The organism is Pseudomonas orientalis (genome assembly GCF_002934065.1).
Lineage (GTDB): Bacteria > Pseudomonadota > Gammaproteobacteria > Pseudomonadales > Pseudomonadaceae > Aquipseudomonas > Aquipseudomonas orientalis_A.
In genome coordinates, this window is sequence record NZ_CP018049.1 from 2,156,312 (window position 1) to 2,182,198 (window position 25,887).

The following is a 25,887-nucleotide window of genomic DNA, read 5'->3' on the forward strand; positions in this document are numbered from 1 at the left end:
CGCTGACAGCCTTACAGCCGACTGCTATCTGACTGATGCGCTGCGGTCCAAATGTGGGAGGGGGCTTGCCCCCGATGGCGGAGTGTCAGCCACTGATATCTCGACTGATGCACCGCTATCGGGAGCAAGCCCCCTTCCACATTTGGTTTTGTGCCATTTCCACCAGATGACTGTTCCTACACTTGCCAAACCCCGCCGATTCTGGGAAAACCCCAGCCTTTCACGCTTCCAATGAGACTCCCATGAGCAACGACGAACTGCAGGTCACCGACATCCGCCTGGGCACCGGCAAAACCGTGGTCAAGGGCGCGCTGATCACCACCCAATACACCGGCACACTGGAAGATGGCACGGTGTTCGATTCGTCGTGGGAGCGGGGCAAGCCGTTCCAGTGCGTGATCGGCACCGGCCGCGTGATCAAGGGCTGGGACCAAGGCTTGATGGGCATGCAGGTTGGCGGTGTGCGCACGTTGTATGTACCGGCGCACCTGGCCTATGGCGAGCGCTCGATGGGCGCGCATATCAAGCCGAACAGCAATCTGCGTTTCGAAATTGAATTGGTGGAAGTGCTGACGCGGGATGATTGAAGGGATTGAATATGGATGTTGATCCACATGTGTTGCCTGGCTGCTCCCTCGAAGGCATTCAGGTGGTCGAGCTGCTTGGCGGCAATGAGGCTGAGCTGCAGCAGTTTTTTGCACAGGCGCCGGATTACTTCATCGCAGTGAACGGTGAACCGGCTACCCCGACCGAAGCGCGGGACGAGTTGCGCGGCCAATTACCCGCAGGTTGGCATTGCAGCCGCATGTACTGGCTGGGTTACCGCGATGCGCAGGATCAACTGGTCGCTGTGGTGAATATCGCCGCGGATCTGCTCGCCGCCGGGGTATGGCATATCGGGTTGCTGCTGGTGCATACGCGCTGGCACGGCAGCGGGCTGGCGCAGCGCTTGCACTCGGACCTTGAGGCATGGGCGGCGGCGAAGGGCGCCCAGTGGCTGCGGTTGACGGTGGTGGTGGGCAATACCAGGGCCGAGCGCTTTTGGCCCAGGCTTGGGTATGTGCAGGTGCGAACCCGAGAGGGCATCGCGATGGGTCTTCAGGTGAACAGGGTCTCTATCCAGATCAAGCCGCTGCGCAACGGGACCATTGACGGCTACCTGGCGCGGGTTGAGCGGGACCGACCCAGCACCCGGTAACCTGTACCGGTCTCATCAGTGCAAGGCGCCTGATGTCTCCTCAACCCTGATTCCAAATCTGCCGTACAGCGCCTTTCGCCCCTTGGGCGTCAATGCCTGGGATTGCGGTGTATCAGGCAGTGAATTCGTAACTGACGCACCGTCTTCGGGGGCAAGCCCCCTCCCACAGTAAATGGCGGTACGGCGTCGGACCTGTGGCCAGGCGGCTGACAGCCTCACAGCCGACGGCTATCTAACTGATGCGCTGCGGTCCAAATGTGGGAGGGGGCTTGCCCCTGATGGCGGAGTGTCAGCCACTGATATCTTGCTGATGTACCGTCTTCGGGGGCAAGCCCCCTCCCACAGTAAATGGCGGTACGGCGTCGGACCTGTGGCCAGGCGGCTGACAGCCTCACAGCCGACGGCTATCTAACTGATGCGCTGCGATCCAAATGTGGGAGGGGGCTTGCCCCCGATGGCGGAGTATCAGCCACTGATATCTTGACTGATGCACCGCTATCGAGGGCAAGCCCCCTCCCACATGTACTCGCCGGTGTGGTTGAGGACGGCGTTCCTGAACCCATCCTGAAGAATTTTCTTATTCCCCATGCAGACACTTTCCTACGGTTTACTCTGGCAACATCGCGGCGTAAGCTTCGCGCGTTTTCATCAATAGCGGAGACCCTCAGTGGGTACTTGTTCGAGTGACAGTCGTCGGCCGGTTTCGGTAACCGGCACCTACTTGGCAAGGTAACGCGCATGTTTCAGATGCCGTTGTCTCGCCACAAAAGCGAGAAGCGGCATCCCGGCAGTGGCCAGTCCTGGCAACTGCCTGATCCTCTCTCATCGACGCTGACCAGCACCTGAGTTGACTCGGGAGGCTACGGACGTGCCTGCCTTTTACGGCGGGCGGGCCAGGTTCGGCTGTGCCTGTGTTTGACGGGCACGGCGCGGGCGGCCAGTACCTGCACGACGGGTTTTTCCTCGCGCAGGAGTAACACCATGAACCTCAGCCTACTCAAAGAGTTCTTCGCCGGCTTCCTGCGGACCCGGCACATTGCTCGGCATTTTCGCCGCCTGGCGATGCTGGAGACCGTGACCGACGCCAGTGTCAGCCGCGAAGTACCGCCCAGCCTGGCCCAAACCCTGGTGGCCGCAGCCAACGGCAGTGCCGTGCAACTGCTGGGCAGGCTGGGCAGCCATGCCGAGGGGCTGAACACCCAGGAGGCCGACGCGCTGCGCGGGCAATATGGGCTCAATGAGGTCGAGCACGAGCAGCCGCTGCCCTGGTGGGTGCACCTGTGGCACTGCTATAAAAACCCGTTCAATCTGCTGCTGACCTTGCTGGCGGTAATCTCCTGGCTGACCGAGGACATGAAGGCGGCCACGGTGATTTTCTCCATGGTGGTGCTGTCGACCCTGTTGCGCTTCTGGCAGGAAGCCAAGTCGAACAAGGCCGCCGACGCGTTGAAAGCAATGGTCAGCAACACGGCGACCGTGTTTCGTCGGGACGCGGCCAAGCGTCTTGAACTGCCGATCAGGCAGTTGGTGCCGGGCGATCTGATTGTGTTGTCGGCCGGCGACATGATTCCCGCCGATTGCCGCGTAATCAATGCCAAGGACCTGTTCGTCAGCCAGGCGGCGATGACCGGTGAATCCATGCCGGTGGAGAAGTTCGCCCAGCAGCAGGATGCCCATACCCGCAACCCGCTGGATCTGGAAAACATCCTGTTCATGGGCACCAACGTGGTGTCCGGCGCCGCCACGGCGGTGATTCTTGCTACGGGCAACAGCACTTACTTCGGTGCGTTGGCGCAACGTGTCACGGCAACCGACCGCGCCACCACCTCGTTCCAGCAGGGGGTCAACAAGGTCAGCTGGCTGCTGATCCGCTTCATGTTCGTGATGGCACCGCTGGTGTTGTTCATCAATGGGTTCACCAAGGGTGACTGGACCGAAGCGTTGCTGTTCGCGCTGTCGATTGCCGTGGGCCTTACCCCCGAAATGCTGCCGATGATCGTCACCTCGACGTTGGCCAAGGGCGCGGTGTTCCTGTCGCGCAAGAAGGTCATCGTCAAGCGCCTGGACGCGATCCAGAACTTCGGCGCCATGGATGTGTTGTGCACCGACAAGACCGGCACGCTCACCCAGGACAGGATTTTCCTGGCGCGCCACGTGGATGTGTGGGGGCGGGAGTCTGACGATGTGCTGGAAATGGCCTACCTCAACAGCTACTACCAGACCGGTTTGAAAAATCTGCTGGATGTGGCCGTGCTCGAGCACGTGGAGATCCATCGTGAATTGAAAGTCGGTACCGCGTTTCAGAAGGTTGACGAAATTCCGTTCGACTTCAACCGTCGTCGCATGTCGGTGGTGGTGGCTGAGCAGGACCAGCCGCACCTGTTGATCTGCAAGGGCGCGGTGGAGGAGATTTTGTCGGTGTGCACCAGCGTGCGCCATGGCGACGTCAATGAAGCGCTGACGCCAGAGCTGCTGGCGCGCATTCGCCAGGTCACCGCGGCCTTCAACGAAGAAGGCCTGCGCGTGGTGGCAGTCGCGGCGCAGCCGATGCCGGCCGGGCGTGATACCTACACCCTGGCGGATGAAAGCAACCTGACCCTGATCGGCTACGTGGCGTTTCTCGACCCGCCCAAGGAAAGTACCGCGCCCGCCCTCAAGGCCCTGAAGGCCCATGGCGTCGCGGTAAAAGTACTGACCGGCGACAACGAACTGGTCACGGCGAAGATCTGCCGGGAAGTGGGCCTGGAGCAACAAGGGCTGCTGATGGGCAACGCTATCGAAGACATGACCGATGCCGAGCTGGCGCAGGCGGTGGAAACCACCAACGTGTTCGCCAGGCTCACGCCCAGCCACAAGGAACGCATCGTGCGTCTGCTCAAGGCCAACGGGCACGTGGTGGGGTTCATGGGGGACGGCATCAACGATGCACCGGCGCTGCGTACTGCGGATATCGGCATTTCGGTGGACAGCGCAGTGGACATCGCCAAGGAAGCTGCTGACATCATCCTGTTGGAAAAGAGCCTGATGGTCCTGGAAGAGGGCGTGCTGGAAGGTCGGCGCACCTTCGCCAACATGCTCAAGTACATCAAGATGACCGCCAGTTCCAACTTCGGCAATGTGTTTTCAGTGCTGGTGGCGAGTGCGTTCATTCCGTTCCTGCCGATGCTGCCGATGCATCTGCTGGTGCAGAACCTGCTGTATGACATCTCGCAGATCGCAATTCCATTCGACAACGTCGACGAAGACATGCTCGCCAAGCCGCAACGTTGGCAGCCGGCGGATGTGGGCCGCTTCATGCTGTTCTTCGGGCCGATCAGCTCGATCTTTGACATCACCACGTTCGCACTCATGTGGTATGTGTTCGATGCCAACACCCCGGACCACCAGACCCTGTTCCAGTCGGGCTGGTTCGTGGTGGGGCTGCTTACCCAGACCTTGATCGTGCACATGATCCGCACCCCGAAAATCCCGTTCCTGCAAAGCCGCGCGGCGATGCCGCTGATGGTGATGACGGGCGTGATCATGGCCGTCGGGATCTTTCTGCCGATGGGGCCATTGGCGCATTACTTCAAGTTGCAAGCACTGCCGTCGCTGTACTTTGTGTTCCTGCCCGTGATTCTGCTGGCCTACATGGCACTGACCCAGGCGGTGAAGGGCTACTACATCCGCAAGTTTGGCTGGCAGTAACAGGGGCCAGTTGCCGCAGCAGTCATGGAGATTTTTTATGCAGGCAATCAACAACATCAACCTCGGCTCCCTGGTCGACACCGTCGTCAGCCTCACCGCCGCGTTTGTTCTCGGCGGTCTGATCGGCTTCGAGCGCCAGTACCGCCAACGCACCGCCGGTTTGCGAACGAACGTGCTGGTGGCGGTCGGCGCGGCGATTTTTGTCGACATGGCCAATCGGCTGGGTGGGGCGGAAGGCGCGGTGCGCGTGGTCGCGTACGTGGTATCGGGTATCGGCTTTCTGGGGGCCGGGGTGATCATGCGCGAAGAGGGCAATGTGCGCGGGCTCAATACGGCCGCCACCCTGTGGGCTTCGGCCGCGGTCGGCGCCTGTGCGGGGGCCGACCTGATTCTTGAAGCGCTGCTGGGAACGCTGTTCGTACTGGCGGCCAATACCTTGCTGCGACCGATCGTCAATAACATCAACCGTCAGCCGCTGGACGTGGTCTCGGCCGAGGTGACCAACATTCTCTATGTCATCGCGCGGCGTAGCCAGCAACAGGCTGTCATGGTGCTGTTGGAAGCCGAGCTGGCGCGGTGCAACTACCCGGCCAGCGATGTCGACGTACGACCCTTCGGCAGCGAAGAGGTCGAAATAGAGGCCACTCTCGCCGCGACGTCGGTCGACGGTGACGAGCTGGACGCATTGGTGGCGCGTATTTCCACCTCCAGCCTGGTGGTGCAGGCGTTCTGGAGTCCCAGCACCACCGACTGATCCGCCTGTATGCACGGCCCTGTGTGCCAATATCGACTAGGCTTTTCCTGAGGAAAAATCCTACAAGTAGTCAGGACTATCCCTTCAATCAAAACGTCATTGCATTGTTAAGGTTGGGCACTTACGGCTGGCCGCTCGTTCTGCGCCTGCCGTGGTTGCTCGTGATGTTTCAATGGAAGGGGCCAGGCTGCGAGTGGTTATCGTCCTGAGGGGGGGCAGCACCGTTTGTCGGAACTGTCATTTCTCACAGGTACCCAGGTCCCATTTGATGTGTAAGGGTATGTCGATCACCTAGGGGTGTGTATGAGCAAAGCATTAATCGTGGATGACCATCCGTTTATACGTGCGACGGTCAAGCATCTGCTGAAGCTGGAAGGATTCGATGAGATTTATCAGGCGGGTGACGGTGCGGATGCAATGCAATTGGCCCGGGAGCAACGTCCCGAGCTGATCATCCTTGACCTGGCGATGCCCAAGCTGGGTGGGCTGGAGGTGATCAGCCGGATCAAGGCACTGGGCCTGCCGTGCAGGATCCTGGTGCTGACCTCCTACCTGGCCGTATTTTTTTCCACCCGTTGCATGCGCGCCGGGGCCATGGGATTCGTGGCCAAGACCGGCGAGCTGGATGAACTGCAAAAGGCCATCCGAGCGATCCAGTCGGGCTACAGCTGTTTTCCGAGCCTGCCCACCAGCTCGGTACGCCGTGACGACCTGCAGGAAACCGAACGGCAGATGATCGAGTGCCTCTCGGACCGCGAATTGACCGTTTTGCAGAAGCTGGCCCTGGGGCTGGGCAACAAGGAAATTGCTGAAGACATGCTGTTGAGCCACAAGACCATCAGTACTTACAAGACGCGTCTCAAGGAGAAGTTACGGATGTCCTCAGTGGTGCACCTGTCCAAATTTGCCCAGCGCAATCATCTGATCTGATTCGAAATGATCGCCATCGCGTTCAAGCGGTTCGCCACCTTTCTCTGGTTGAGCCTGTTGCCCATGGTCGCGATGGCCCTTGATGAGCCCAATGTTTTGCGGCTACTGGGCCACTCTCGTATTGACCCTCCCATCGTTACGTTGCAAGAGACCGACTGGCGCTGGTTGCGCGAACGGCGCAGGTTGCTGATGGGGGTGTCTGCGCCCGATTACGCGCCGTTTGACCTGACCAATAACCGTGAAGAGCTTGAAGGGATTACCGCCGATTTTGCGGCACTGATCAGCCAGGCCCTGAATATTCCCATTGAGGTCAGGTGTTACGAAACCCGTGATGAAGTGATCGAGGCCCTCAAGCGAGGCGACGTGGATTTCCTCGGTTCGGCCAACGGCTATGAAGCGGGCGACCCGCAACTGATCCTGTCTCGCTCCTACGCCAACGACCAACCCACCCTGGTGACCCGCACCAACGACAGCCAGGCGCTGAGTGATGACTTGGCGGGCAAGCGCGTTGCGATGCTTTATCACTATCTGCAACCGGAGGTGGTACGGACTTTTTACCCCCGCGCCCGGGTGGAATTGTTTTCGTCGGCCTTCGAGGCGATCGGCGCAGTGGCGTTTGGGCGTGCCGATGTGTATCTGGGCGATGCCATCAGTACCAATTACCTGATCAACCGAAACCAGCTCAATATCGTGCGCATGGCGGATTTTTCCACTCTAGAAGTCAACCCGTTCGCCTTTGCGTTCGCCCGGGAGAATACGCGGCTGCCGCCGATCATCAACGCGGCGCTGGAGGCGATTCCCGCCGGTGAGCAGATGGAAATATTGCGCCGCTGGAGTGGTGGCAACCTCGGAATTGTCGGTACTGGCCGCCTGCACCTGAGTGCCAGTGAACAACGCTGGCTCCTCAAGCATCCGCGGGTCAAGGTTGCGGTGCTCGACAAACTCCTGCCGCTGTCAGTCATCGATGACGAGGGGCGGTTCGAGGGACTGAGCGCCGAGGTGCTGTCACGGATCAGCCTGCGCACCGGCTTGAAGTTCGACGTGGTGCCAGGCGACTCGATACCGGGTCAGATCGACCAGGTCAGCACGGGCGCGGCGGATATGCTGGCGGTCGTGACTCCCAGCGTCGAACGCGCCGAAAAGGTGCGGTTTACCCGGCCCTACCTGACCAACGCCCTGGTGCTGGTAACCCGGGGGGATGAACACAGTCCTGTCACATTGGAAGATATGGTGGGTAAACGCCTGGCGATGATCAGCGGAAACGGGTTGCGCGACACTATCTCGCGGGACTTTCCCGGCGTCGTGTTTATCGATGTAGACAGTGCGGAGCAAGCGATGGCGATGGTGGCCAGGGGCGAAGCGGAGGCGGCAGTCAATTCGCTGATCAGTGCGCGCTATATGATCGCCCGGTATTACCGCGATCGGCTGCGCATCACCAGCACGGTAGGCTCCGAACCTGCGCGTATTACCTTCGGGGTCAACCGCAGTCAGTTGGAGCTTTATTCGATCCTCGACAAGGCGCTGCTGAGCATCACCCCGCAGGAAATGGATGAGATGATTGCCCAGTGGCGCAGCGAGGTGATTATCGAAGACAGTTATTGGCTGCGCCACCGCAACGTGATCATTCAGGGATTCGGGCTGGCCGCGCTGTTATTGATCGTCACGCTGAGCTGGGCCATTTATCTGCGCGGTCTGATTCGCAAGCGCGTCCAGGCCGAACGGGCCTTGAGCGACCAGATGCGCTTTATGAGCGTATTGATCGACGGCACCCCCCATCCGATTTATGTGCGTGACCGCCAAGGGCGCTTGATGGCCTGCAACAACGCTTACCTCGACGTATTTGGCTACAAGCTTGAAGACGTGATTGGTAAAACCGTGGTTGAAACCGACGCCGGTAACCTGCCGCAGGCTCAGTCGTTCCATCAGGATTACCTGCGCTTGATGGCCGAAGGCGAGCCACAGATTCATGACCGCATTCTCAAGTTGCCCAGTGGCGAGGCCTTGACCATCTATCAATGGATGTTGCCCTACCGTGACGGTGACGAGAAAGTGGTGGGCATGATTGCCGGGTGGGTGGACGTCAGCGAGCGCCAGCAATTGTTGGGGCAGTTGCAGGAAGCCAAAGACGATGCCGACGCCGCCAACCGGGCCAAGACGACTTTTCTGGCGACCATGAGCCACGAGATCCGCACCCCAATGAATGCGGTGATCGGCATGATTGAACTGGCGCTGAAGAATGCAGAGCAGGGCTTGGCGGACCGGGACGCGCTGGAGGTGGCGTCGGAAGCTTCGCGCGGCATGCTGGAATTGATCGGCGATATTCTGGATATCGCGCGGATCGAATCCGGTCATCTGTCGTTGGTCCTGGAACCGGCCAATCTGCACGAATTACTGACGTCGGTGGCACGCGTGTTTGAAGGTTTGGCGCGGGCCAAAGGGTTGGCGCTGCAGGTTGAACTTGGTCCATCGATCGATCGCGTGGTGCTGGTTGACCCACTGCGTTTCAAGCAGGTGGTCTCGAATCTGCTGAGCAATGCCATCAAGTTTACCCACAACGGCCAGGTCACGCTCGGTGCGCATGCGGCGTTCGAAGGGGAGCACCTGAAACTGCAATTATGGGTGCAGGACACCGGAATAGGCATCAGTGCCCAGGACCAGTTGCGCCTGTTCAGCCCCTTCATCCAGGGTAGCAATGGTGAGCAATCTGCGCGTAGCGGCTCCGGCCTGGGGCTGGTGATCAGCCGCAACTTGTGCGAAATGATGGGCGGGCGTCTGCACTTGAGCAGTGTGCTGGGACAGGGCACCCGGCTGGATGTGACGTTGGCTTTACTCATGACCGCAGTATTGCCGCAGGAAGAGACGGCGGCGAGCGCCCCAGTCACGCCGCCCCATGCCTTGAGTATTCTGGTGGTGGACGACTACCCGGCCAACCGGTTGCTGCTGGCTCGGCAGTTAAGTTTCCTGGGGCATCGCATCACCACGGCCGAGGACGGCGTTCAAGGGCTCGAGCACTGGCGCACGGGGCAGTTCGACGGCGTTATTACCGACTGCAATATGCCGTTCAAGAATGGCTACCAGCTGGCACGGGAGATCCGCGTACTGGAGCGTGAACGAGGCCTGGCACCGTGCCTGCTTCTGGGGTTCACCGCCAATGCGCAGCCCGAGGAGGCCGAGCGCTGCCGGCAGGCGGGTATGGATGGCTGCCTCTTCAAACCCACCGGGATCGACGATTTGCGCGTGGCGCTGGCATCGCGTTCCACTTACACCCCCAGCCCTGAAGCTGCGACGTTTGATTTGAGCACCCTGATCACGTTGACAGGAGATGACCACCACGCACTCGCAGAGCTTTTGATACCCTTGCTCGACAGCCTGGAGGCGGACCGGGTGCTATTGCCGGCGCTGCGGCGCAAGGCTGACTTCGCCAGGTTGCACGACCTTGCACATCGGGCCAAGGGCGGTGCGCGAATGGTCAAGGCCCAGGTGCTGATAGCTCGCTGTGAAGCGCTGGAGGCTGTCTGTGAAAGGCAAGACCGCAACGCGCTGGAGGCGGCGACCGATGCGGTAGAGGAAGCGATCGTCGCTTTGCATGGAGGGCTGAGTCTTTATTGCAATCAGCCTTGATCTCGATGAATGGCCATTTGGAGTTTTTGGGAGAAGTCCTACGTGAAGGGGGAATATGCCTGATTTTGTCTTCAGGATTTGTCTGGAAAATGGGCGACGCTCACTGACGAGCGCTGCCTGCCCAGGGGTTTGCCATGCCGAACAAAGCACTGACCATCCTGATCGCCGATGATCTGCACTTGCAACGGTTGTACATCGAAAAAATGCTCAACCAGTTGGGCTACTACCGGATTATACCGGTGCAGACGTTCGAGGAAGTCCAGATTCTCACCGCCATTCCGGCCGAACCCTTTGATGTGCTGATCATCAATGCGGGGCTGGCGGCCCATGCGAGCGGGCCCAACCCTCAGGCACGCCATGTCTTGGTATACGACAACCTGGGCCTGAGCGCACCCGCCGACGCCATGCCGACCGTATCGGTACGCCTGCCGGGCGTGCCGGACAACGTCGATCTCGAACATTTCATGGAGATCATCGACCCTCCCCACGCCATGACCGGCTTGCGGGTTTTGCCGTGGTTAAGGGCATTATCCCGCCAGCCGGCGGTCGGAGCCTAGTCGCGAAGGCGCACGGCGGCGCTGCGCAGCAACTGCTCTGTGCTCGTCCAACCCAGGCAACCATCGGTTACCGACACACCGTATTTCATTGATGGGCTCAGAGGCTGGCATCCTTCGAACAGGTGACTTTCGAGCATCATGCCAATCAACGACGTGTCACCCTGCAAGCGCTGCTCCAGCACCTCGTTGAACACCGCCGGCTGGCGCAGCGGGTCCTTGCCGCTGTTGGCATGGCTGCAATCGACCATGATCCGTGCAGCGATCTTGGACTTGGCCAGGTCTTGTTTCACCTGGCACACACTCTGCGCATCGTAGTTCGGCCCACGGTGTCCGCCGCGCAGCACCAGGTGAGTGTCGGGGTTGCCCGGAGTCTGGATGATGGCCGGGTGCCCCTGGCTGTCGACGCCGAAGTGGCGGTGCGGGTGCGAGGCCGAGCGCATCGCGTCACAGGCAATCGCAACGCCGCCGTCGGTCCCGTTTTTGAAACCCACGGGCATGCCCAGGCCGCTGGCCATTTCGCGGTGGATCTGCGATTCGGTGGTACGCGCGCCAATCGCGACCCAACTGAGCAGGTCATCGAAGTAGCCAGCGGCCATGGGTTGCAGCAGCTCGGTGGCGACCGGCAAGCCCAGGCGCAGCATTTCACGCATCAGTTCCCGAGACAGGGCCAGGCCTGCGGCCATGTCATCGCTGCCATCGAGATGCGGATCGTAAGCCAGGCCTTTCCAGCCAATGGTGGTGCGAGGTTTTTCGACGTAGGCGCGGATGACCAGCAGCATCTGGTCGCTGACTTCAAGCGCCAGCTTCTTCAGGTTGCGCGCGTATTCCATAGCCGACTGCGGGTCGTGTATCGAGCACGGGCCGACAATCACCAGCAAGCGTGAGTCCTGACCATTGAGGATAGCGCGCACGGCTTGGCGATGGGCATGCACCTGTTCATTGAGGAACGGGCTGAGAGGCAACTGATGCTTGAGCTCATGGGCATTGGGCAGGCGCTGGGTCAGGGCTTCGTTGGCGCTGTTCAGGGTAGAGACGGGTAAAGCTGCGACAGAGGCGTTCATATTCATGGTTTCCTGGGCAAGCGGCGGGCAAATCCCGCGCGCCTGGCCTACTGGGGTGTTCGACAATTGGCCGTATTGGCTACGTGTGTTGGCTTGCCACCAAGAGGTGACCGATCGGAGGCGGCAGGCTGTCCCGAACGGAGCTGGCTAAATCGCCATGCAGCACAAGTGTCGTAGCGGTAATAGGTGGCGTAGTTCATGTGGTGATTCCTTCAAGTGTGTGTGATTGAACAAAATTATCAGGGCCTGAAAAAACAAAACCCCCGGTCGGGAAGCCGACCGGGGGTTAGATTTCTCTGGCAGGCGACCCCTTGAGTAGTGGGCGCCGATTTCAGGTATCAGGCGCGCCAGTGGCTAAACCAATACCCAAAATAAAAGCTGACCAGTGCGCTCGAACCGTTCACGCGGGTAGCCGACACCGAGCGCGAGGCGCTGGCGGCAGGGCAAACCTGAGTGTGGGTGAGTGGCAACATGGTAAGTCTCCAAATAATGGTGGGCAGCTTACTAGAGCTGCGCAGATGGATTCAATCAGTAATTTCAATGGAGCAAAGGGGCTTACGGCTATGTGGCGAGTACCGATATGATGAAGCTCTACATTGAGTGCCGGGAACCGACCATGACTGCCTTGACCCTTGGTGCGCTGGGGGCGCTTCGTAAATGACGTTCCATTTGCGCGCTGCAACAGATCAGGACTTGTCCTTTGCACGCACTCTGACGCATCAGACGATGAGCCATTATTACGTGCAAAACCAACTGCTGTGGTCCAACGATGGCTTCGATACAGCCTGGGCCGGTCGGGAAAACTGGATAATTTGCCAGGATGACAGCGTGCTGGGGTTCATCAGTCTGAGTCGTGACAGCAAAGCGCTCTATATCCGCGAGCTGCATATGCTCGAGCAGTACCGTGGGCTCGGTGCCGGTAGCTGGGTGTTGCAACACATGGCTCTGAAGGCCTGCACGCCAGGATTGTTGCGCTTGACCGTATTCAAGACCAATCCGGCCAAACAGTTTTATGAGCGCATGGGATTCAGTGTTGTCGGTGAAGAAGACAGCTTCTGGCGAATGGAGCGCGTCTGTCGCTCAAGCTAAAAACATGCGCCGGCGCCTGATAAGCGCATACTGGGTCAGGAGCCGACTTCCTGTTCGTTGTCCTGACCATCAGCCTCAGCGAGGATGATCCCCTCTTTCATGCCCAAAAGGATCGCTACCTTATGGGCCTCCCCACGCCGTCCCTTTTTGCGCCCAGCGAGCACTTGATAGGTGATGGCCGGATCGACGCCGTGTTCACGGGCGAACGCCTGAACTGACTTCCCTTGATGTTCCAGCCAGGCCTTGGCTTGTGCAGCAGTACGGATTCCGGGCATAGTTCAAAACCGTTCAAGTTCGTTTAACGAAGAGATGAGAGTGTCACCTCTTGGGGGGGGGCAAATAGGATCATGCATCCAAATGAGTGGAATCGGTTCGCGTTTAAGGCAAGAAAGAGAGCGACTCGGCCTGTCGCAAAAAGTTTTTGGTGAAATCGGAGGCGTTGAAGCCAACGCACAAGGCAAATATGAAAGTGGTGGGCGTGTGCCCAAGGCCGACTATTTATCTCGTGTGGCCGAGAGAGGCGTGGATATCCTGTACGTGCTGACCGGGACTGCTACGCCGATTCAACTGGAAAATCTAAGCCAGCTTGAAGAGAAAGTACTGGTTGATTACCGGGCGATGTTCAAGGAGGACCAGGATGCGATCCGCCGCCTGACGTCGACCCTGGCCGAGCATTCCCTTTCCCGGAATGGAAAAACCAAGCCGCATCCCCAGGATTCCTGACCTTTTGCCCAGCAAATCCGGGCGTCCACCGGCCGGTGGGCGTGTCCGGAGCGGTCAAACTCCATATATATGACGCCAGCGGCTAGGTCTGCGCCCAGGTTTTTTGTTAAGGTGTTCAGCAACCTATAAAGACCATATCGCGAGGTGTCTGCTTGATTAGGGTGCTAGTAGTCGATGACCATGATCTCGTTCGTACAGGCATTACACGAATGCTGGCTGACATCGATGGCCTGCAAGTAGTCGGCCAGGCCGAGTCGGGAGAGGAGTCTCTGATCAAGGCCCGGGAGTTGAAACCCGATGTGGTGCTGATGGACGTCAAGATGCCGGGGATCGGCGGTCTGGGCGCCACTACCAAATTATTGCGCAGCCATCCGGATATCAAGGTTGTGGTGGTAACCGTGTGCGAGGAAGATCCTTTTCCTACGCGTCTTTTGCAGGCGGGCGCAGCAGGTTACCTCACCAAAGGTGCAGGCCTGTCGGAGATGGTGCAAGCCATTCGCCTGGTTTTTGCGGGTCAGCGCTACATCAGCCCGCAGATTGCCCAGCAGTTGGCCATCAAATCTTTCCAGCCCACCAGCGATTCGCCGTTTGACGCGCTGTCGGAGCGGGAAATCCAGATCGCCTTGATGATCGTCGGTTGTCAGAAGGTACAGTCGATATCTGACAAATTGTGCCTGTCGCCCAAGACCGTGAACACCTACCGCTACCGCATCTTCGAGAAACTCGCCATCAGCAGTGATGTTGAATTGACCCTGCTCGCGGTACGCCACGGCATGGTGGACGCCAGCGCCTGACATGACCACACCGTTTGATTCAAGTGCCTTTCTCTCGACATGCAGCGGCCGCCCCGGCGTTTATCGGATGTTCGACAGCGAGGCGCGCCTGCTGTATGTGGGCAAAGCCAAGAACCTAAAAAACCGTCTGGCGAGTTACTTTCGCAAGACGGGTCTCGCACCGAAAACCGCCGCCCTGGTTGCGCGCATCGCCCAGGTTGAAACCACCATCACCGCCAACGAAACCGAAGCGTTGCTGCTTGAGCAGACGCTGATCAAGGAATGGCGGCCTCCGTATAACATCCTGCTGCGTGACGATAAATCCTATCCCTACGTGTTCCTGTCGGACGGCGACTTCCCACGGCTGAGCATTCACCGTGGCGCGAAGAAGCAGAAGGGCAAGTATTTCGGTCCTTACCCCAGCGCCGGCGCCATTCGTGAGAGCCTGAGCCTGCTGCAGAAGACGTTCTTTGTGCGCCAGTGCGAAGACAGCTTCTACAAAAACCGCACACGGCCATGCCTGCAATACCAGATCAAGCGCTGCAAGGCGCCCTGCGTGGGGCTGGTTGAACCTGCCGAATACGCCGAGGATGTGCGTCACTCGGTGATGTTCCTCGAGGGACGCAGTAACGCGCTCACCGATGAGCTGTCGGGGGCCATGGAAATCGCCGCCAGTACCCTGGATTTCGAGAAGGCTGCCGAACTGCGCGATCAGATCTCCTTGCTGCGCCGCGTCCAGGACCAGCAAAGCATGGAAGGCGGCACCGGCGACGTCGACGTGATTGCGGCGTTCGTGAATCCGGGAGGAGCCTGTGTGCACCTGATCAGCGTGCGCGGCGGGCGAGTGCTGGGCAGCAAGAATTTTTTCCCGCAGACCGGCATCGACGAAGACGTTTCCGAGGTCATGGCGGCGTTCCTCGGCCAGTACTATGTGAGCAGCCCCGAGCGGGACCTGCCGTCGGAGCTTATCGTCAACGTGGTCCACGAGGATTTCCCGACCCTGATCGAGGCGATCCACGAACTGCGCGGGCGCGAGCTGGACATCAGCCATCGCGTTCGCGGTACCCGGGCCCGCTGGCAGCAACTGGCCGTGACCAACGCCGAGCAGGCCCTGGGCGCACGCCTGGCCAATCGACAGCACGTTGCCGCACGCTTCGAATCCCTGGCCGAGGTGCTCAAGCTGGACGAGCCACCGCAGCGCCTGGAGTGTTACGACATCAGCCACTCCAGCGGTGAGGCCACCGTGGCCTCTTGCGTGGTGTTCGGCCCTGAAGGCCCGATCAAGGCCGACTACCGGCGCTACAACATCGAAGGCGTCACCGCCGGCGATGACTACGCGGCCATGCACCAGGCGCTCACGCGGCGCTTCAGCAAGTTGAAGGACGGGGAGGGCAAGTTGCCCGATATCCTCTTGGTGGACGGCGGCAAGGGCCAGTTATCCATGGCCCGCGACGTCCTCAACGAACTGGCCGTGCCCGACCTGATCCTGCTTGGCGTGGCCAAGGGCACCACGCGCAAGGCCGGTTTCGAGACGCTGTACTTGAATGATGCCGCCCATGAGTTCACCTTGAAGGGCGACTCCCCAGCGCTGCACCTGATTCAACAGATCCGCGATGAAGCCCACCGCTTCGCCATTACCGGCCACCGTGCGCGCCGCGGCAAAACCCGCCGAACCTCAACCCTGGAGGGGGTCGCAGGGGTCGGCCCGACACGGCGTCGTGACTTGCTTAAACATTTTGGTGGCTTGCAGGAGCTCTCCCGTGCCAGCATTGACGAAATAGCCAAAGCACCCGGTATCAGTAAAAAGCTCGCTGAATTGATTTATGCCAATCTGCACAGCGAATAGAATGCCTTCTCACCTCGTAGCCAGTTGTGCCGATGAATATCCCTAATCTGATCACCGTTCTACGCGTCCTGCTCATCCCGATCTTCATTTTGTTGTTCTATTTGCCCTATGAATGGAGCTACGTCGCGTCCAGTTCGGTATTCGCTTTTGCCGCCGCTACCGACTGGCTCGACGGCTACCTGGCCCGCCGCCTGGAACAGAGCACGCCCTTCGGCGCTTTCCTCGACCCCGTGGCCGACAAACTCATGGTGGCCGTGGCCTTGGTGCTGTTGGTGCAGGAGCACGGCAACCTGTGGTTGACCCTGCCGGCCGCCGTCATCATCGGCCGCGAAATCGTCGTTTCAGCCCTGCGCGAATGGATGGCCGAAATCGGCGCCCGTGCCCATGTCGCCGTGTCAAACATGGGCAAATGGAAAACCGCCGCGCAAATGCTCGCGCTGGTCATCTTGCTGGCCAACCCGTCGGACTTCTCTTTCTGGGTCCTGACCGGCTACGCCTTGCTCCTGGTCGCGGCGGGCTTGACCCTGTGGTCCATGCTGCAATATCTGCGCGCCGCCTGGCCACACCTGCGCACCACCGTTGAAAAGAAATAAAACTTTTTTGAATCAAGGGGTTGACGGGTGCCGAGGATTCTATAGAATGCGCATCACCAAGCGGGAATAGCTCAGTTGGTAGAGCACGACCTTGCCAAGGTCGGGGTCGCGAGTTCGAGTCTCGTTTCCCGCTCCAAGCATTGAAGAAAAAGCCACTCAATCGAGTGGCTTTTTTTTGCCTGAGATTTGTGGAATAGACGCTTTGGCGTCTTTTTATGTTGGAGTAGAGCGCCTCGTTCCGGCTTTCGCTCTCCACCTGGTTCGCCCACAGTTGATTCGGCAAACTCTTACATCATCAACAGATAGCTGGTGGATTCTGCGGGCCGACGCAGGTGTAACGTGCTGAGCCTTTCAGGCATTTTCAGGAAATCAGCATGGTCACTCGTTATTCAAAGGTGGTCCTGGTCGCGATGTTGGCGGCCTTCGCCGCACTGGCAGCATTCAATAACCTCACGGACTACACCTCGAATTTCAACTTCGTCCGGCACGTAATGAGCATGGACACCACCTTCCCTGGCAATGCCGCCCTGTCGCGCGCGATCACCGTCCCGTGGCTGTGGCACGGGGGTTACTGGCTGATCATTGCAGGCGAGGCACTGACCGCCATGGTGTTGGCTGCTGGTGTGCTGACGCTATGGCGCGCCCGGCACCGCAATGGTCAACAGTTCAACCGCGCCAAGGCCTGCGCCGTCGCGGGCCTCACCGCAGGCCTGTTGGTGTGGTTCTTGGGCTTTATGGTGATTGGCGGCGAGTGGTTCCTGATGTGGCAGTCCCAGGAATGGAATGGACAGAACGCAGCGTTCAAATTCTATGCAGCCATTTTGTGCGTGCTGGTGTTTCTCAATCAGCCAGATGCGGATTGCGATTGAAACGCTTCATGCCTGTATCGATGTGGATAGCCGGTGCGCGCGCTGCCCGCACCGAATGGTGGGTTTACTTCGTGCAGGTCAGTCGCGAGTAAGTCGGCGGCTCAAGCAGGATGCCCGGAGTCATGAAGGTTGAGCAGTTGAACACGCGACCTTTCGCCGTCGTGGCTTTGAATGTCAGTTCAGCGCCGCCCAGGAAGTCTTCCTTCCTTCCAGCGGGCATGAAGCACGGGTGCATAGGCATATGTAGCTCCTCGGCTGAAACGTGAAGCGCCAGAGTGATCTTTTCCGATCACCCACCGCTGCTCAGTTCAGCAGCCAATTCGGCATGGAGCGTATTCAATGGTCACGGACAACCCGCCGTATTTTTTCAGCGAAACTCAAACCGATCGCACGCAGCTCAGCAAGCGCCAACGCGCACGCAACTTTACCCTCAAGGACCTTGACTGGTTCGACGCGGTCTATCTGGCTACCGATGCGTTGCGTCGAGCCCAGACAGTGCCGATGCACGTCCAAACCCTGCGACTGAATGTACCCGGTCAACCGGCCATTGAACTGGCGGGCGCCTTCGTCATGAGCCCCGCTCCGGAAGGCGGGGTTGTGCTCTATACGCCAGTTCGCGGTCTGGAAAAATTACCAAGCCATGAAGCACTCAAGACGCAACTGGGTGCGTGGCTCAAAGATTCGTCGCAGCGCCAAGGGTTGCTTGATTACCTTTCCATCTCCCAGCAACACGTCCTGACGCCCACTGCGAACCTGACGATTACCGCGCATACCGTGGGCGGCGCAGTCTTCGAAGCACAACAAACCACCCTCGCCAGCAACCTGCTGGATAACGCCCGTCTGATGCGCGAGGAACTGCTCAAGCTGCCCACTTTCACTTCTTTGCTGGATGACTACATTTCCACGCAGTTGGCGCAGTCTTTTGCGAGTGTCGATCAGCACCGAATCCAGGTGCAGACTTTTGTCATCGACACCTCCAGCGAATCAGGCAACGCTGACAGTCCAACGTTGCGGCACACGACCACCCGCACGTTGAGCGAAACCATCCTCCGGTATTTCGTCAACAATGGCTGGCCTGAGGGGGAAACCCGGCGCTACGTTGACCCTCAACGCGCGCCTGGCAATCAGCAGCCTGCTCAGGAGGCTGACGATCAGTTGGGTTGGGAAGTCTCTGTGCAAGGATTGGCGCGGGGCTTGAAAGCCCATATGAAGCAACAGCCCAAGACATTTTGGGTGCAGCCTGCTTCCACCGGGGTTTCACGGCTGCAACTGTTTACTCAAGCCATGGCCAATGCCTTTTTCACGGTCGCGCTGGATCAACAGCAGCAAACTGCGATTACGGTTGACCAGCGTTTGCAGCTACAGGCCTTGCCGCTCAAGGCTGCGCTTGCCGCGACAACGCCGACGCCCACTATTGCTGTTGAAAAGGCACTGCTGCAGGCGCCTGGACAGCCCCCTGTCGAGCTGGCATCAACGCTCATCATCAGCAGTAACGAAAATGATGAAAGTGACGATGGCTCGCCCTGGCTGCTCTACACCCCCCACCAGGGCTTGCAATCGTTTACTGCGCTGGAAGCGCTGAAAACCCACCTTCTCGATAGCCTCAACCCGCGGCAGCACGCCGATGCCTGGAGAAATCATCTGGCCAGGTCGCAACGCTTTAACGAAGCCGATCTGTCGGCCTGCGATCTGACCAAAGCCCCGGTCACAGGGGGTATTTTTGACAGCATCATGGCGGGCATTATTGAAAAACAAGGCAGCAACCTTGAATACGCCCTTGATCAATATCGCCTGAGCCAGGGCACGATGGACCTCGATGCGCTGGTCGATCATGTGCTGGACGTGCGTGGCATGACCGATCCGAAATTACTCACCTTCGACCCCATGGGCCGCTGGAGTACCCAATTGGCAAGCACCTGGGCTGCGGCGACAGAGCCCAGGGTTCCGCCAACGCTCTCTGCACTGCGCACCACTGTGCAATTGCTCGAAAACGTCAGCGTTGAAATCGAACGACACCTGGCGTGGCGCCCCTCGCTGGAGCATTCCGCCACCACCTATCTCAACACCAGGCTGCACGCTAAACATCAACACCTGCAGGCCGCATGCCTCTCCGTGCGTCGATACAGCACTCCCTCCAATAACATCGACACACCTCGACTGCTGTCATCGAGCAGCATGGTCGACTATTTTCTGGCGCGGTTATGTGGCGATGTGGGTTCACTGAACGACCCGTTGAACACTTACGTTTATTCAACCACTCCTGACGAAACCGCCACCAGGATTTCAGGCTTGGACATCACCGACTTCAATACGCTGATCGACAGTGCAGTCGATAGTTTCAAGCCGTATCTGCGCAGAACCCACGGTACGTACCCCAACATGGAGCCCTTGCTGAGAAAAGCAATGGAGATGGGCTTGACCGGGGAAATGCAAGTCAGGCTGTGGAATAACGCGTTATTGCCCCTCGACTACGAAGTACTCTCAACCGTACTGGGTATCTACGCCAGAGACTTGCGCCTGAGTGTCAACGGGTTTCGCCCTGATGCGTTTGCGTTGGCGATCACACCCATTGGGCAAACTACCCAGCAGGTACTCACTCACTGTTTCATGCTGACCGAGCGCGGCGGGCTTGACCCTCAATATAGCGGTCGTGCGCTGCTCTGGACGCCCGCGTTGGGACTGGAGCATTTCCGTTCATTGAGCCACTTCAAAGCAGAGGTGGAGCGACGCCTGGCAAGCCCGGACGAACGACAGGCTTTACTGGAGAACCTGGCGCAACCGGACTGGCACTCACATCCGACCTATGCACTCAGTTCCCTTGAGTTGATCGAAGACAACCTCGTCGACTACTTGCAACGAACCTATGCTCAACAGAAAGACCGTGAGCTGGCGCGAATCCTTTCCATGGAACTCTCGCTCGAACAGTTGCGCAAGCTGTGGCGGGTTCAAGCCACGCAAGATCTGGCGCCCACCAACCTGCAGCGTGCCATGGACATGGCCCGGGCCATGATCGTGCAACATGGTTTGCAATGGTTGGGCAACGCCAGTGCTGTCGATCAACAGCTCTATGCCGAGTTGTTGGAGCAGTATCGAAACAATGTCACCGACAATCAGGATTACCTGCACGGGATCGACTCGCTGGTTCAGTTCACGCGCAAGAAACTCAGCGGTGTACTCGAGGGCCCTGACATTCAGGCCAGCGTTACACCGGATGACGTCGAAGTCGGGTTGCCGGCCCAGGGCAGTACGCCTGCCCGCAACCAGTCACTGCTGGACTATGCCTTGAGTCATCAATCGTATTGGAACGATGAGGTGCCCCTCTTCGCCAGCACCGGTAAAACGCCGTTGCCATCCACCCTGGATGCGCTGACGCTGAAAACGCGGATAAAGGCGCTGAACATCAACGCGGCTTACCAGACGTACATCAAATCCGTACTGGGTCCTGCCAGCCCTGAATTTGAGCAACGCTTTACGCGATTCGCCAAGCAACTGCCTTGGCAACTGATGCAATACGCTCACAGTATGACGTTGCAAGGCCAGCTTTCACCGGCAGCCTTCGGGCTCATCCAACAAGTCATGGACATGCCCGATGCGACCGCCCGTGCGACAGTAGTGGGCGCCAACGCCATGATCCGCCCGCTGGAACTGCTGGTCGATGCCCGGAAGAAAACGCTCAAGATCCCTGGGGCTTACCTGATCGGCCCTACCTCGGGTGACAAGGGACCTTACGTCCTTTATGCCCCCTACAGTCCAGGCTACACCCTCAAGGAATATACCGTCGAGGCGGCCCTGCGTGCCGAGCTGACAACCTCGGGCGCCTTACAGCGGTGGGTTCGGCAGGTGGTGCCGGCCGTTGATCATGCGGCACTGAAAAGCGTACTGGAGCAACCCCAGGCCAGCACTGCCCTCCAGTTGGCAAGCAACCCTATCAACGCTGCGCTGTTCAAACAGTTGTTCACCGACAATGTCGAGCTGCTGACAACGCTGCTGGGCTGTCAGAAAACGGCCAATGCAGGCACGACCTGGGATACGGCCAAGGCCGTGTTCTCTGAGGGTGTGCAGCAGGCCATCGTGTTTTTTGCCGGGAAACTGGCTTACCCCTTGGTGGTCTGGCAGAGCTTCAAGCTATTCAAAGCGTCTGCCGAAGAGCTGCAAAGCCACCAATGGCATGAGGCGCTGGGTCATTTTATCGGCGGTGTCGCCTTGCTGGCCGGCTTGCGCAACTCCATGCCTCCCGTATCAGAAGGCGGCGTACCCGCTGCAGCCGAGCCGGTCCCGCCGACTTCCACCGCTGCGACCGCCGTAGTGTCCTGGCCCGCGCTGGACATTACCGCTGCGCCGCGTACTCGGCTCCAGCGTTTCGAAGTCCTTGAGCCGAGCTTGGCCAACCTGATCAAAGACACCTCACTCAACCTTTACCGATCGACCTCCAGCAATTATTACGCGGCGGTGGCAGGTAAAGTGTTCGAAGTCATCAAGCATGGCCTGGGTTGGCGCATCATCGGTGATGGCGAAGTCGGTCCTGAGGTACAGCGCAACCCTCGACAACAGTGGATGCTCAGTAGCGCTGGCCCAGTGCTGACGGGGCGACGGGCACTTGCACGATTACTTAATGGCTTCTACTCCGAGCCATTTGCGCGCTCCAGTATGAATGTATTGGCCAGCGGGATGCGCGAGATACGAGCGCTTTACCCTCGGGAAGCCTGGGTTATCACCGATGCACTTGCCTTGGCGACGTTTTATGCAAAGAACGCCCAGGAAAACTTGCGCCTGATCGCACAAACACCCCTTGCTGCACCTGAGCTCGTCAAACAGATCAAAGCGTTTTTTGGCTTGCAGACGCTCGAGGTCGAACACCTTGAGAAAATTCAGGAGATCGTCGATACGGTCTGCACTGCGTTGATGGAGCCCTCACTGACCTCCTCGGACTCAACGCGATTTGTCATTGGCCGTTCGCGGTTGCCGGCTGTTCAGGGCGGACACACGTTGATGGCCTTTACGATTGTCCCTGACCCCCTTCAACTGGTGTACTTGACCGAGGTATTTTTCAACCCAGGTCTGAAATACAGTCATTTGTTGATAAAGCCGTTCTATGTCAGCGTCCATGCCCGTGCGACTACCCTCATTCACGAAATCACTCATCATGTATGTGAGACGTTGGACTTGGCTTACGTGCATTCAACCCATCCCTTTGATGATCTGATTGATCCCCAGACCCCTGAGGGCCGTAACACTAAAGGAACCCTGGAAAACCGCCATCTTTCAAGGCTGTCGCTCAATACCCCGACCCATACGTTGTTCCAAATTGTCGATATTGCAACCGGCCTCAAAACAGACCCTGCACAAGGCACGGCAACACAACATGTGCTCGACAGGCTGCTCACCGTTACCGGCACCCAAACCCTCGCCGATGCCCGGCGAGTTTTCCGTACCGATCCGCTTAAACGCATCCTGACGGTACTTAACAACGCTGACTCCGTCGCCTACCTGGTTGCACAGCTGGGACGTCGAAAAGAGAGATCTGTTGGCCTGACCAGCGATTCGCCCTGATTCTGCGCGCACGCCATATTTCGTTTTTGTCCAGCGCACAGGAAATTCCGACACCCAGGCCGGTCATCCAATGGTCATAAACCAGACGGAAGGCATATCAGGATGAATCGCCCCTAGTTTCGTAGACACCTCCAAGCCTTAAAATGAGGCCCATTAGGAGGTGCCATGAGCAACCAGCGTTATCCCGAAGAATTCAAAATCCAGGCGGTCAAGCAAGTGACCGAAAAGCAGCTTCCTGTCTCGGAGGTGGCTGCACGATTGGGTGTGTCTGTGCACAGCCTCTATGCCTGGGTTAAGCGCTACACCAAGCCTCAGGAACAGCGCGTTGAGGAGGATGATCAGAGCGCTGAGGTTCGTCGTCTACGTGCCGAGCTGAAACGGGTGACGGAGGAGCGAGACATCTTAAAAAAGGCCGCCGCGTACTTTGCCAAGGAGTGCGGCTGAAGTACGCCTTTATTAAGCAGCAAGCGGGTCATTACGCGATTCGACGGCTTTGCCTGACGCTCAAGGTTCATCCCAGCGGCTACTACGCGTGGCTATCAGAACCAAAATCTGCGCGAGCCAAGGACGATCAGCGACTGCTTGGATTGATCAAACACTCCTGGCTGGAAAGCGGTGGCGTTTATGGCTATCGAAAGATCCATGATGACCTGCGAGAGGTTGGTGAGAGCTGTGGCCGTCACCGGGTGGCTAGGTTGATGCGCCTTGAAGGTTTACGTTCTCAGACTGGGTATCGACGGAGGCCTGGAAAATACGGCGGTAAGCCAGCCGTTGCCTCACCGAACTTACTGAAGCGCCAATTCGATGTCAGAGAACCCAACAAAGTTTGGGTCACAGACATTACCTACATCCGAACATATGAAGGCTGGCTGTATTTGGCCGTGGTGCTCGATCTGTTTTCACGCCAGATCATTGGTTGGTCAATGAAGTCGCAGATGACCAGCGACGTAGCCATTGATGCACTGCTGATGGCGGTTTGGAGACGTAAGCCGAAGCAAGAGGTGATGATCCACTCGGATCAAGGCAGTCAGTACAGCAGCTCAGACTGGCGAAGCTTCTTGAAAGCTAACAACCTGGTAGCCAGCATGAGTCGTCGAGGTAATTGCCACGACAACGCTGTGGCGGAGAGCTTTTTCCAGTTGCTGAAGCGGGAACGGATCAAGCGTAAAATCTACACTACACGCCAGGATGCTCGAGATGATGTGTTCGATTACATCGAGATGTTTTACAACCCAAAACGACGCCACAGTTTCAACAATCAGCTGTCACCGGTAGAGTTTGAAAAGCGTTACGCAGCGAGCCTTGAGAGTGTCTAGAAAACCCGGGGCGATTCAGGATTCTAAAGTTGCGAGGCACTGGGCAGATAACCCCTATGTCGCCTATATCCGCAACACTGTTCAAGGATCGAACTCATGACCCAGCGTCAATCCGTCCGCATTCCCCTTTCTGGTCATCCGCGTTTTTGCTGGTTTGCTCTTATCCCGGTAGTGCCTGCCGTGGTGTGGTTGCTGGTGCAATCAGCCTCCACGGCCAACCTGGTGGCGTGTGCGGTACTGGTGCTGATGGGTCTCGGTGCCTGTGCCTGGAGCACCGGTTCACAGCGCAAGGCGGTGTTGCGCACGACGGCGCGGGCCCAGGCGGATCAGTCAACGGTGGACGCGGCGCACAACGGCATGGCTTCTCGCGCGCAGCTCGATGAAGTGTTGCTGGGCGCCATGCCGATCTGGGCCAAGCAGGTGGAAAGCTCGCGGCATCAGACTGAAGAAGCGATTGTAAGCCTGGCCAACCGTTTCACCGGGATCGCCACGCGATTGCAGGACACGGTACAGGCATCGCAGCAGGCTGCCGGCGAACTGGACGGGCAGTCCGCCGATGGCGCGCTGGAGGTGCTGGCGCGCAGTGACAGCGAGCTGAGCCAGGTGATCAACTCGCTCAAGGCCACTCAGACCAGCCGTGACCAGACCCTGGCCCAGGTCCGCAGCCTCACCGCCTATACCAAGGAACTGCGCGCCATGGCCGCCGACGTGGCGGCGATTGCCGCGCAGACCAACCTCCTGGCCCTCAACGCAGCCATCGAGGCGGCGCGCGCCGGTGAGGCAGGGCGCGGCTTTGCGGTGGTCGCCGATGCGGTGCGCAGCCTGTCGAACAAATCCAGTGAAACCGGCCAGCAGATGTCGGCCAAGGTCGACATCATCAATAATGCCATCACGCAATTGGTGCAGGCCGCATCCAGCAGTGCCGACCAGGACAGCCACTCGGTGGCCGAGTCGGAAAACAGCATTCAACGCGTACTCGAGCGCTTCCAGAACATCACCGGGCGCCTGGCCGACTCTGCCGACCTGCTCAAGCAGGAAAGCTACGGCATCCGTGATGAGATGACCGAAGTGCTGGTCAGCCTGCAATTCCAGGACCGGGTCAGCCAGATCCTCAGCCACGTGCGAGACAACATGCAGGCCTTGCATGACCACCTCCTGCAAGCCAGCCAGGCGCCGGACCAGGCGGTGGGCGTCGATGCCCGGCAGTGGCTCGCGCGGATGGAAGCCACCTATGCCACCGACGAGCAACGGCGCCTCCATCACGGAGCGGCGGCCGCGCAGCAGAACTCTCAAGACATCACCTTCTTTTAGGAGCACATC

The 25,887-nt window shown here is 58.8% G+C and carries 19 protein-coding genes and 1 tRNA gene; 17 read left to right on the forward strand and 3 right to left on the reverse strand.

The window, feature by feature from the left end:
• Positions 1–242 precede the first annotated feature (242 nt).
• From BOP93_RS09820 to BOP93_RS09850, 7 genes are all read left to right on the forward strand, one after another.
• Positions 243–587 carry an FKBP-type peptidyl-prolyl cis-trans isomerase gene (locus tag BOP93_RS09820; RefSeq protein WP_104502440.1) on the forward strand — a complete coding sequence of 115 codons (345 nt, stop codon included), beginning with the start codon at positions 243–245 and terminating at the stop codon, positions 585–587.
• An 11-nt stretch (positions 588–598) separates the two neighbouring features.
• Positions 599–1,198, forward strand: coding sequence for a GNAT family N-acetyltransferase (locus BOP93_RS09825; RefSeq protein WP_104502441.1), 600 nt, complete (start codon positions 599–601; stop codon positions 1,196–1,198).
• Between the two features lie 981 nt (positions 1,199–2,179).
• A complete protein-coding gene (mgtA, locus tag BOP93_RS09830; RefSeq protein WP_104502442.1) occupies positions 2,180–4,885 on the forward strand; it encodes a magnesium-translocating P-type ATPase in 2,706 nt (901 codons plus the stop codon).
• A 37-nt stretch (positions 4,886–4,922) separates the two neighbouring features.
• Positions 4,923–5,639, forward strand: coding sequence for an MgtC/SapB family protein (locus BOP93_RS09835; protein ID WP_104502443.1), 717 nt, complete (start codon positions 4,923–4,925; stop codon positions 5,637–5,639).
• A gap of 303 nt (positions 5,640–5,942) precedes the next feature.
• Complete coding sequence (locus BOP93_RS09840; protein WP_104502444.1) at positions 5,943–6,569, forward strand: response regulator transcription factor; 627 nt, start codon at positions 5,943–5,945, stop codon at positions 6,567–6,569.
• Positions 6,570–6,575: 6 nt separating this feature from the next.
• Complete coding sequence (locus BOP93_RS09845) at positions 6,576–10,190, forward strand: transporter substrate-binding domain-containing protein (protein WP_104502445.1); 3,615 nt, start codon at positions 6,576–6,578, stop codon at positions 10,188–10,190.
• A 134-nt stretch (positions 10,191–10,324) separates the two neighbouring features.
• Positions 10,325–10,747 (forward strand): chemotaxis protein CheY, encoded by a 423-nt coding sequence (locus BOP93_RS09850; RefSeq protein ID WP_104502446.1) that lies wholly within the window; start codon positions 10,325–10,327, stop codon positions 10,745–10,747.
• Here the strand turns inward: BOP93_RS09850 and BOP93_RS09855 are convergent.
• Positions 10,744–11,808, reverse strand: coding sequence for a 3-deoxy-7-phosphoheptulonate synthase (locus tag BOP93_RS09855; RefSeq protein WP_104502447.1), 1,065 nt, complete (start codon positions 11,806–11,808; stop codon positions 10,744–10,746). The two genes, BOP93_RS09850 and BOP93_RS09855, sit on opposite strands and share 4 nt — an antisense overlap.
• A 657-nt stretch (positions 11,809–12,465) precedes the next feature.
• Between BOP93_RS09855 and BOP93_RS09860 the strand changes: the two genes are divergently transcribed.
• Positions 12,466–12,897 carry a GNAT family N-acetyltransferase gene (locus BOP93_RS09860; RefSeq protein ID WP_104502448.1) on the forward strand — a complete coding sequence of 144 codons (432 nt, stop codon included), beginning with the start codon at positions 12,466–12,468 and terminating at the stop codon, positions 12,895–12,897.
• Between the two features lie 35 nt (positions 12,898–12,932).
• On the opposite strand, the gene BOP93_RS09865 is transcribed toward BOP93_RS09860, so the two are convergent.
• A complete protein-coding gene (locus BOP93_RS09865) occupies positions 12,933–13,172 on the reverse strand; it encodes a DNA-binding protein (protein WP_104502449.1) in 240 nt (79 codons plus the stop codon).
• An 82-nt stretch (positions 13,173–13,254) separates the two neighbouring features.
• Here BOP93_RS09865 and BOP93_RS09870 point away from each other — a divergent pair, with 82 nt between their 5' ends.
• The 6 genes from BOP93_RS09870 to BOP93_RS09895 all read left to right on the forward strand — a co-directional run bounded on the left by BOP93_RS09870 (position 13,255) and on the right by BOP93_RS09895 (position 17,701).
• Entirely contained in the window at positions 13,255–13,620 is a 366-nt protein-coding gene (locus BOP93_RS09870; RefSeq protein ID WP_104502450.1) for a helix-turn-helix domain-containing protein, read from the forward strand.
• Positions 13,621–13,772: 152 nt separating this feature from the next.
• Complete coding sequence (gacA, locus tag BOP93_RS09875) at positions 13,773–14,414, forward strand: response regulator transcription factor GacA (RefSeq protein WP_104502451.1); 642 nt, start codon at positions 13,773–13,775, stop codon at positions 14,412–14,414.
• A 1-nt stretch (position 14,415) separates the two neighbouring features.
• A complete protein-coding gene (uvrC, locus tag BOP93_RS09880; protein WP_104502452.1) occupies positions 14,416–16,239 on the forward strand; it encodes an excinuclease ABC subunit UvrC in 1,824 nt (607 codons plus the stop codon).
• Positions 16,240–16,271: 32 nt separating this feature from the next.
• Positions 16,272–16,832, forward strand: coding sequence for a CDP-diacylglycerol--glycerol-3-phosphate 3-phosphatidyltransferase (gene pgsA / locus BOP93_RS09885; protein ID WP_003190391.1), 561 nt, complete (start codon positions 16,272–16,274; stop codon positions 16,830–16,832).
• A gap of 60 nt (positions 16,833–16,892) precedes the next feature.
• A tRNA-Gly gene (locus BOP93_RS09890) sits at positions 16,893–16,968 on the forward strand.
• A 238-nt stretch (positions 16,969–17,206) separates the two neighbouring features.
• A complete protein-coding gene (locus BOP93_RS09895) occupies positions 17,207–17,701 on the forward strand; it encodes a DUF2165 family protein (RefSeq protein ID WP_104502453.1) in 495 nt (164 codons plus the stop codon).
• A gap of 64 nt (positions 17,702–17,765) precedes the next feature.
• Here BOP93_RS09895 and BOP93_RS27400 read toward each other — a convergent pair whose 3' ends face one another.
• Positions 17,766–17,942 carry a hypothetical protein gene (locus BOP93_RS27400; protein WP_157943490.1) on the reverse strand — a complete coding sequence of 59 codons (177 nt, stop codon included), beginning with the start codon at positions 17,940–17,942 and terminating at the stop codon, positions 17,766–17,768.
• Between the two features lie 98 nt (positions 17,943–18,040).
• On the opposite strand from BOP93_RS27400, the gene BOP93_RS09900 reads away from it, so the two are divergent.
• From BOP93_RS09900 to BOP93_RS09910, 3 genes are all read left to right on the forward strand, one after another.
• Entirely contained in the window at positions 18,041–23,251 is a 5,211-nt protein-coding gene (locus tag BOP93_RS09900) for a dermonecrotic toxin domain-containing protein (RefSeq protein WP_104502454.1), read from the forward strand.
• 165 nt (positions 23,252–23,416) lie between these two features.
• Positions 23,417–24,567, forward strand: a protein-coding gene (locus BOP93_RS09905) for an IS3 family transposase (RefSeq protein ID WP_104502081.1) whose coding sequence is annotated in 2 segments (ribosomal slippage) — positions 23,417–23,651 and positions 23,651–24,567 — 1,152 coding nt in all. Because the reading frame shifts where the segments join, the coding sequence is not laid out codon by codon here.
• A 399-nt stretch (positions 24,568–24,966) separates the two neighbouring features.
• A complete protein-coding gene (locus BOP93_RS09910; protein ID WP_370671238.1) occupies positions 24,967–25,878 on the forward strand; it encodes a methyl-accepting chemotaxis protein in 912 nt (303 codons plus the stop codon).
• The last annotated feature ends 9 nt before the right edge of the window (positions 25,879–25,887 follow it).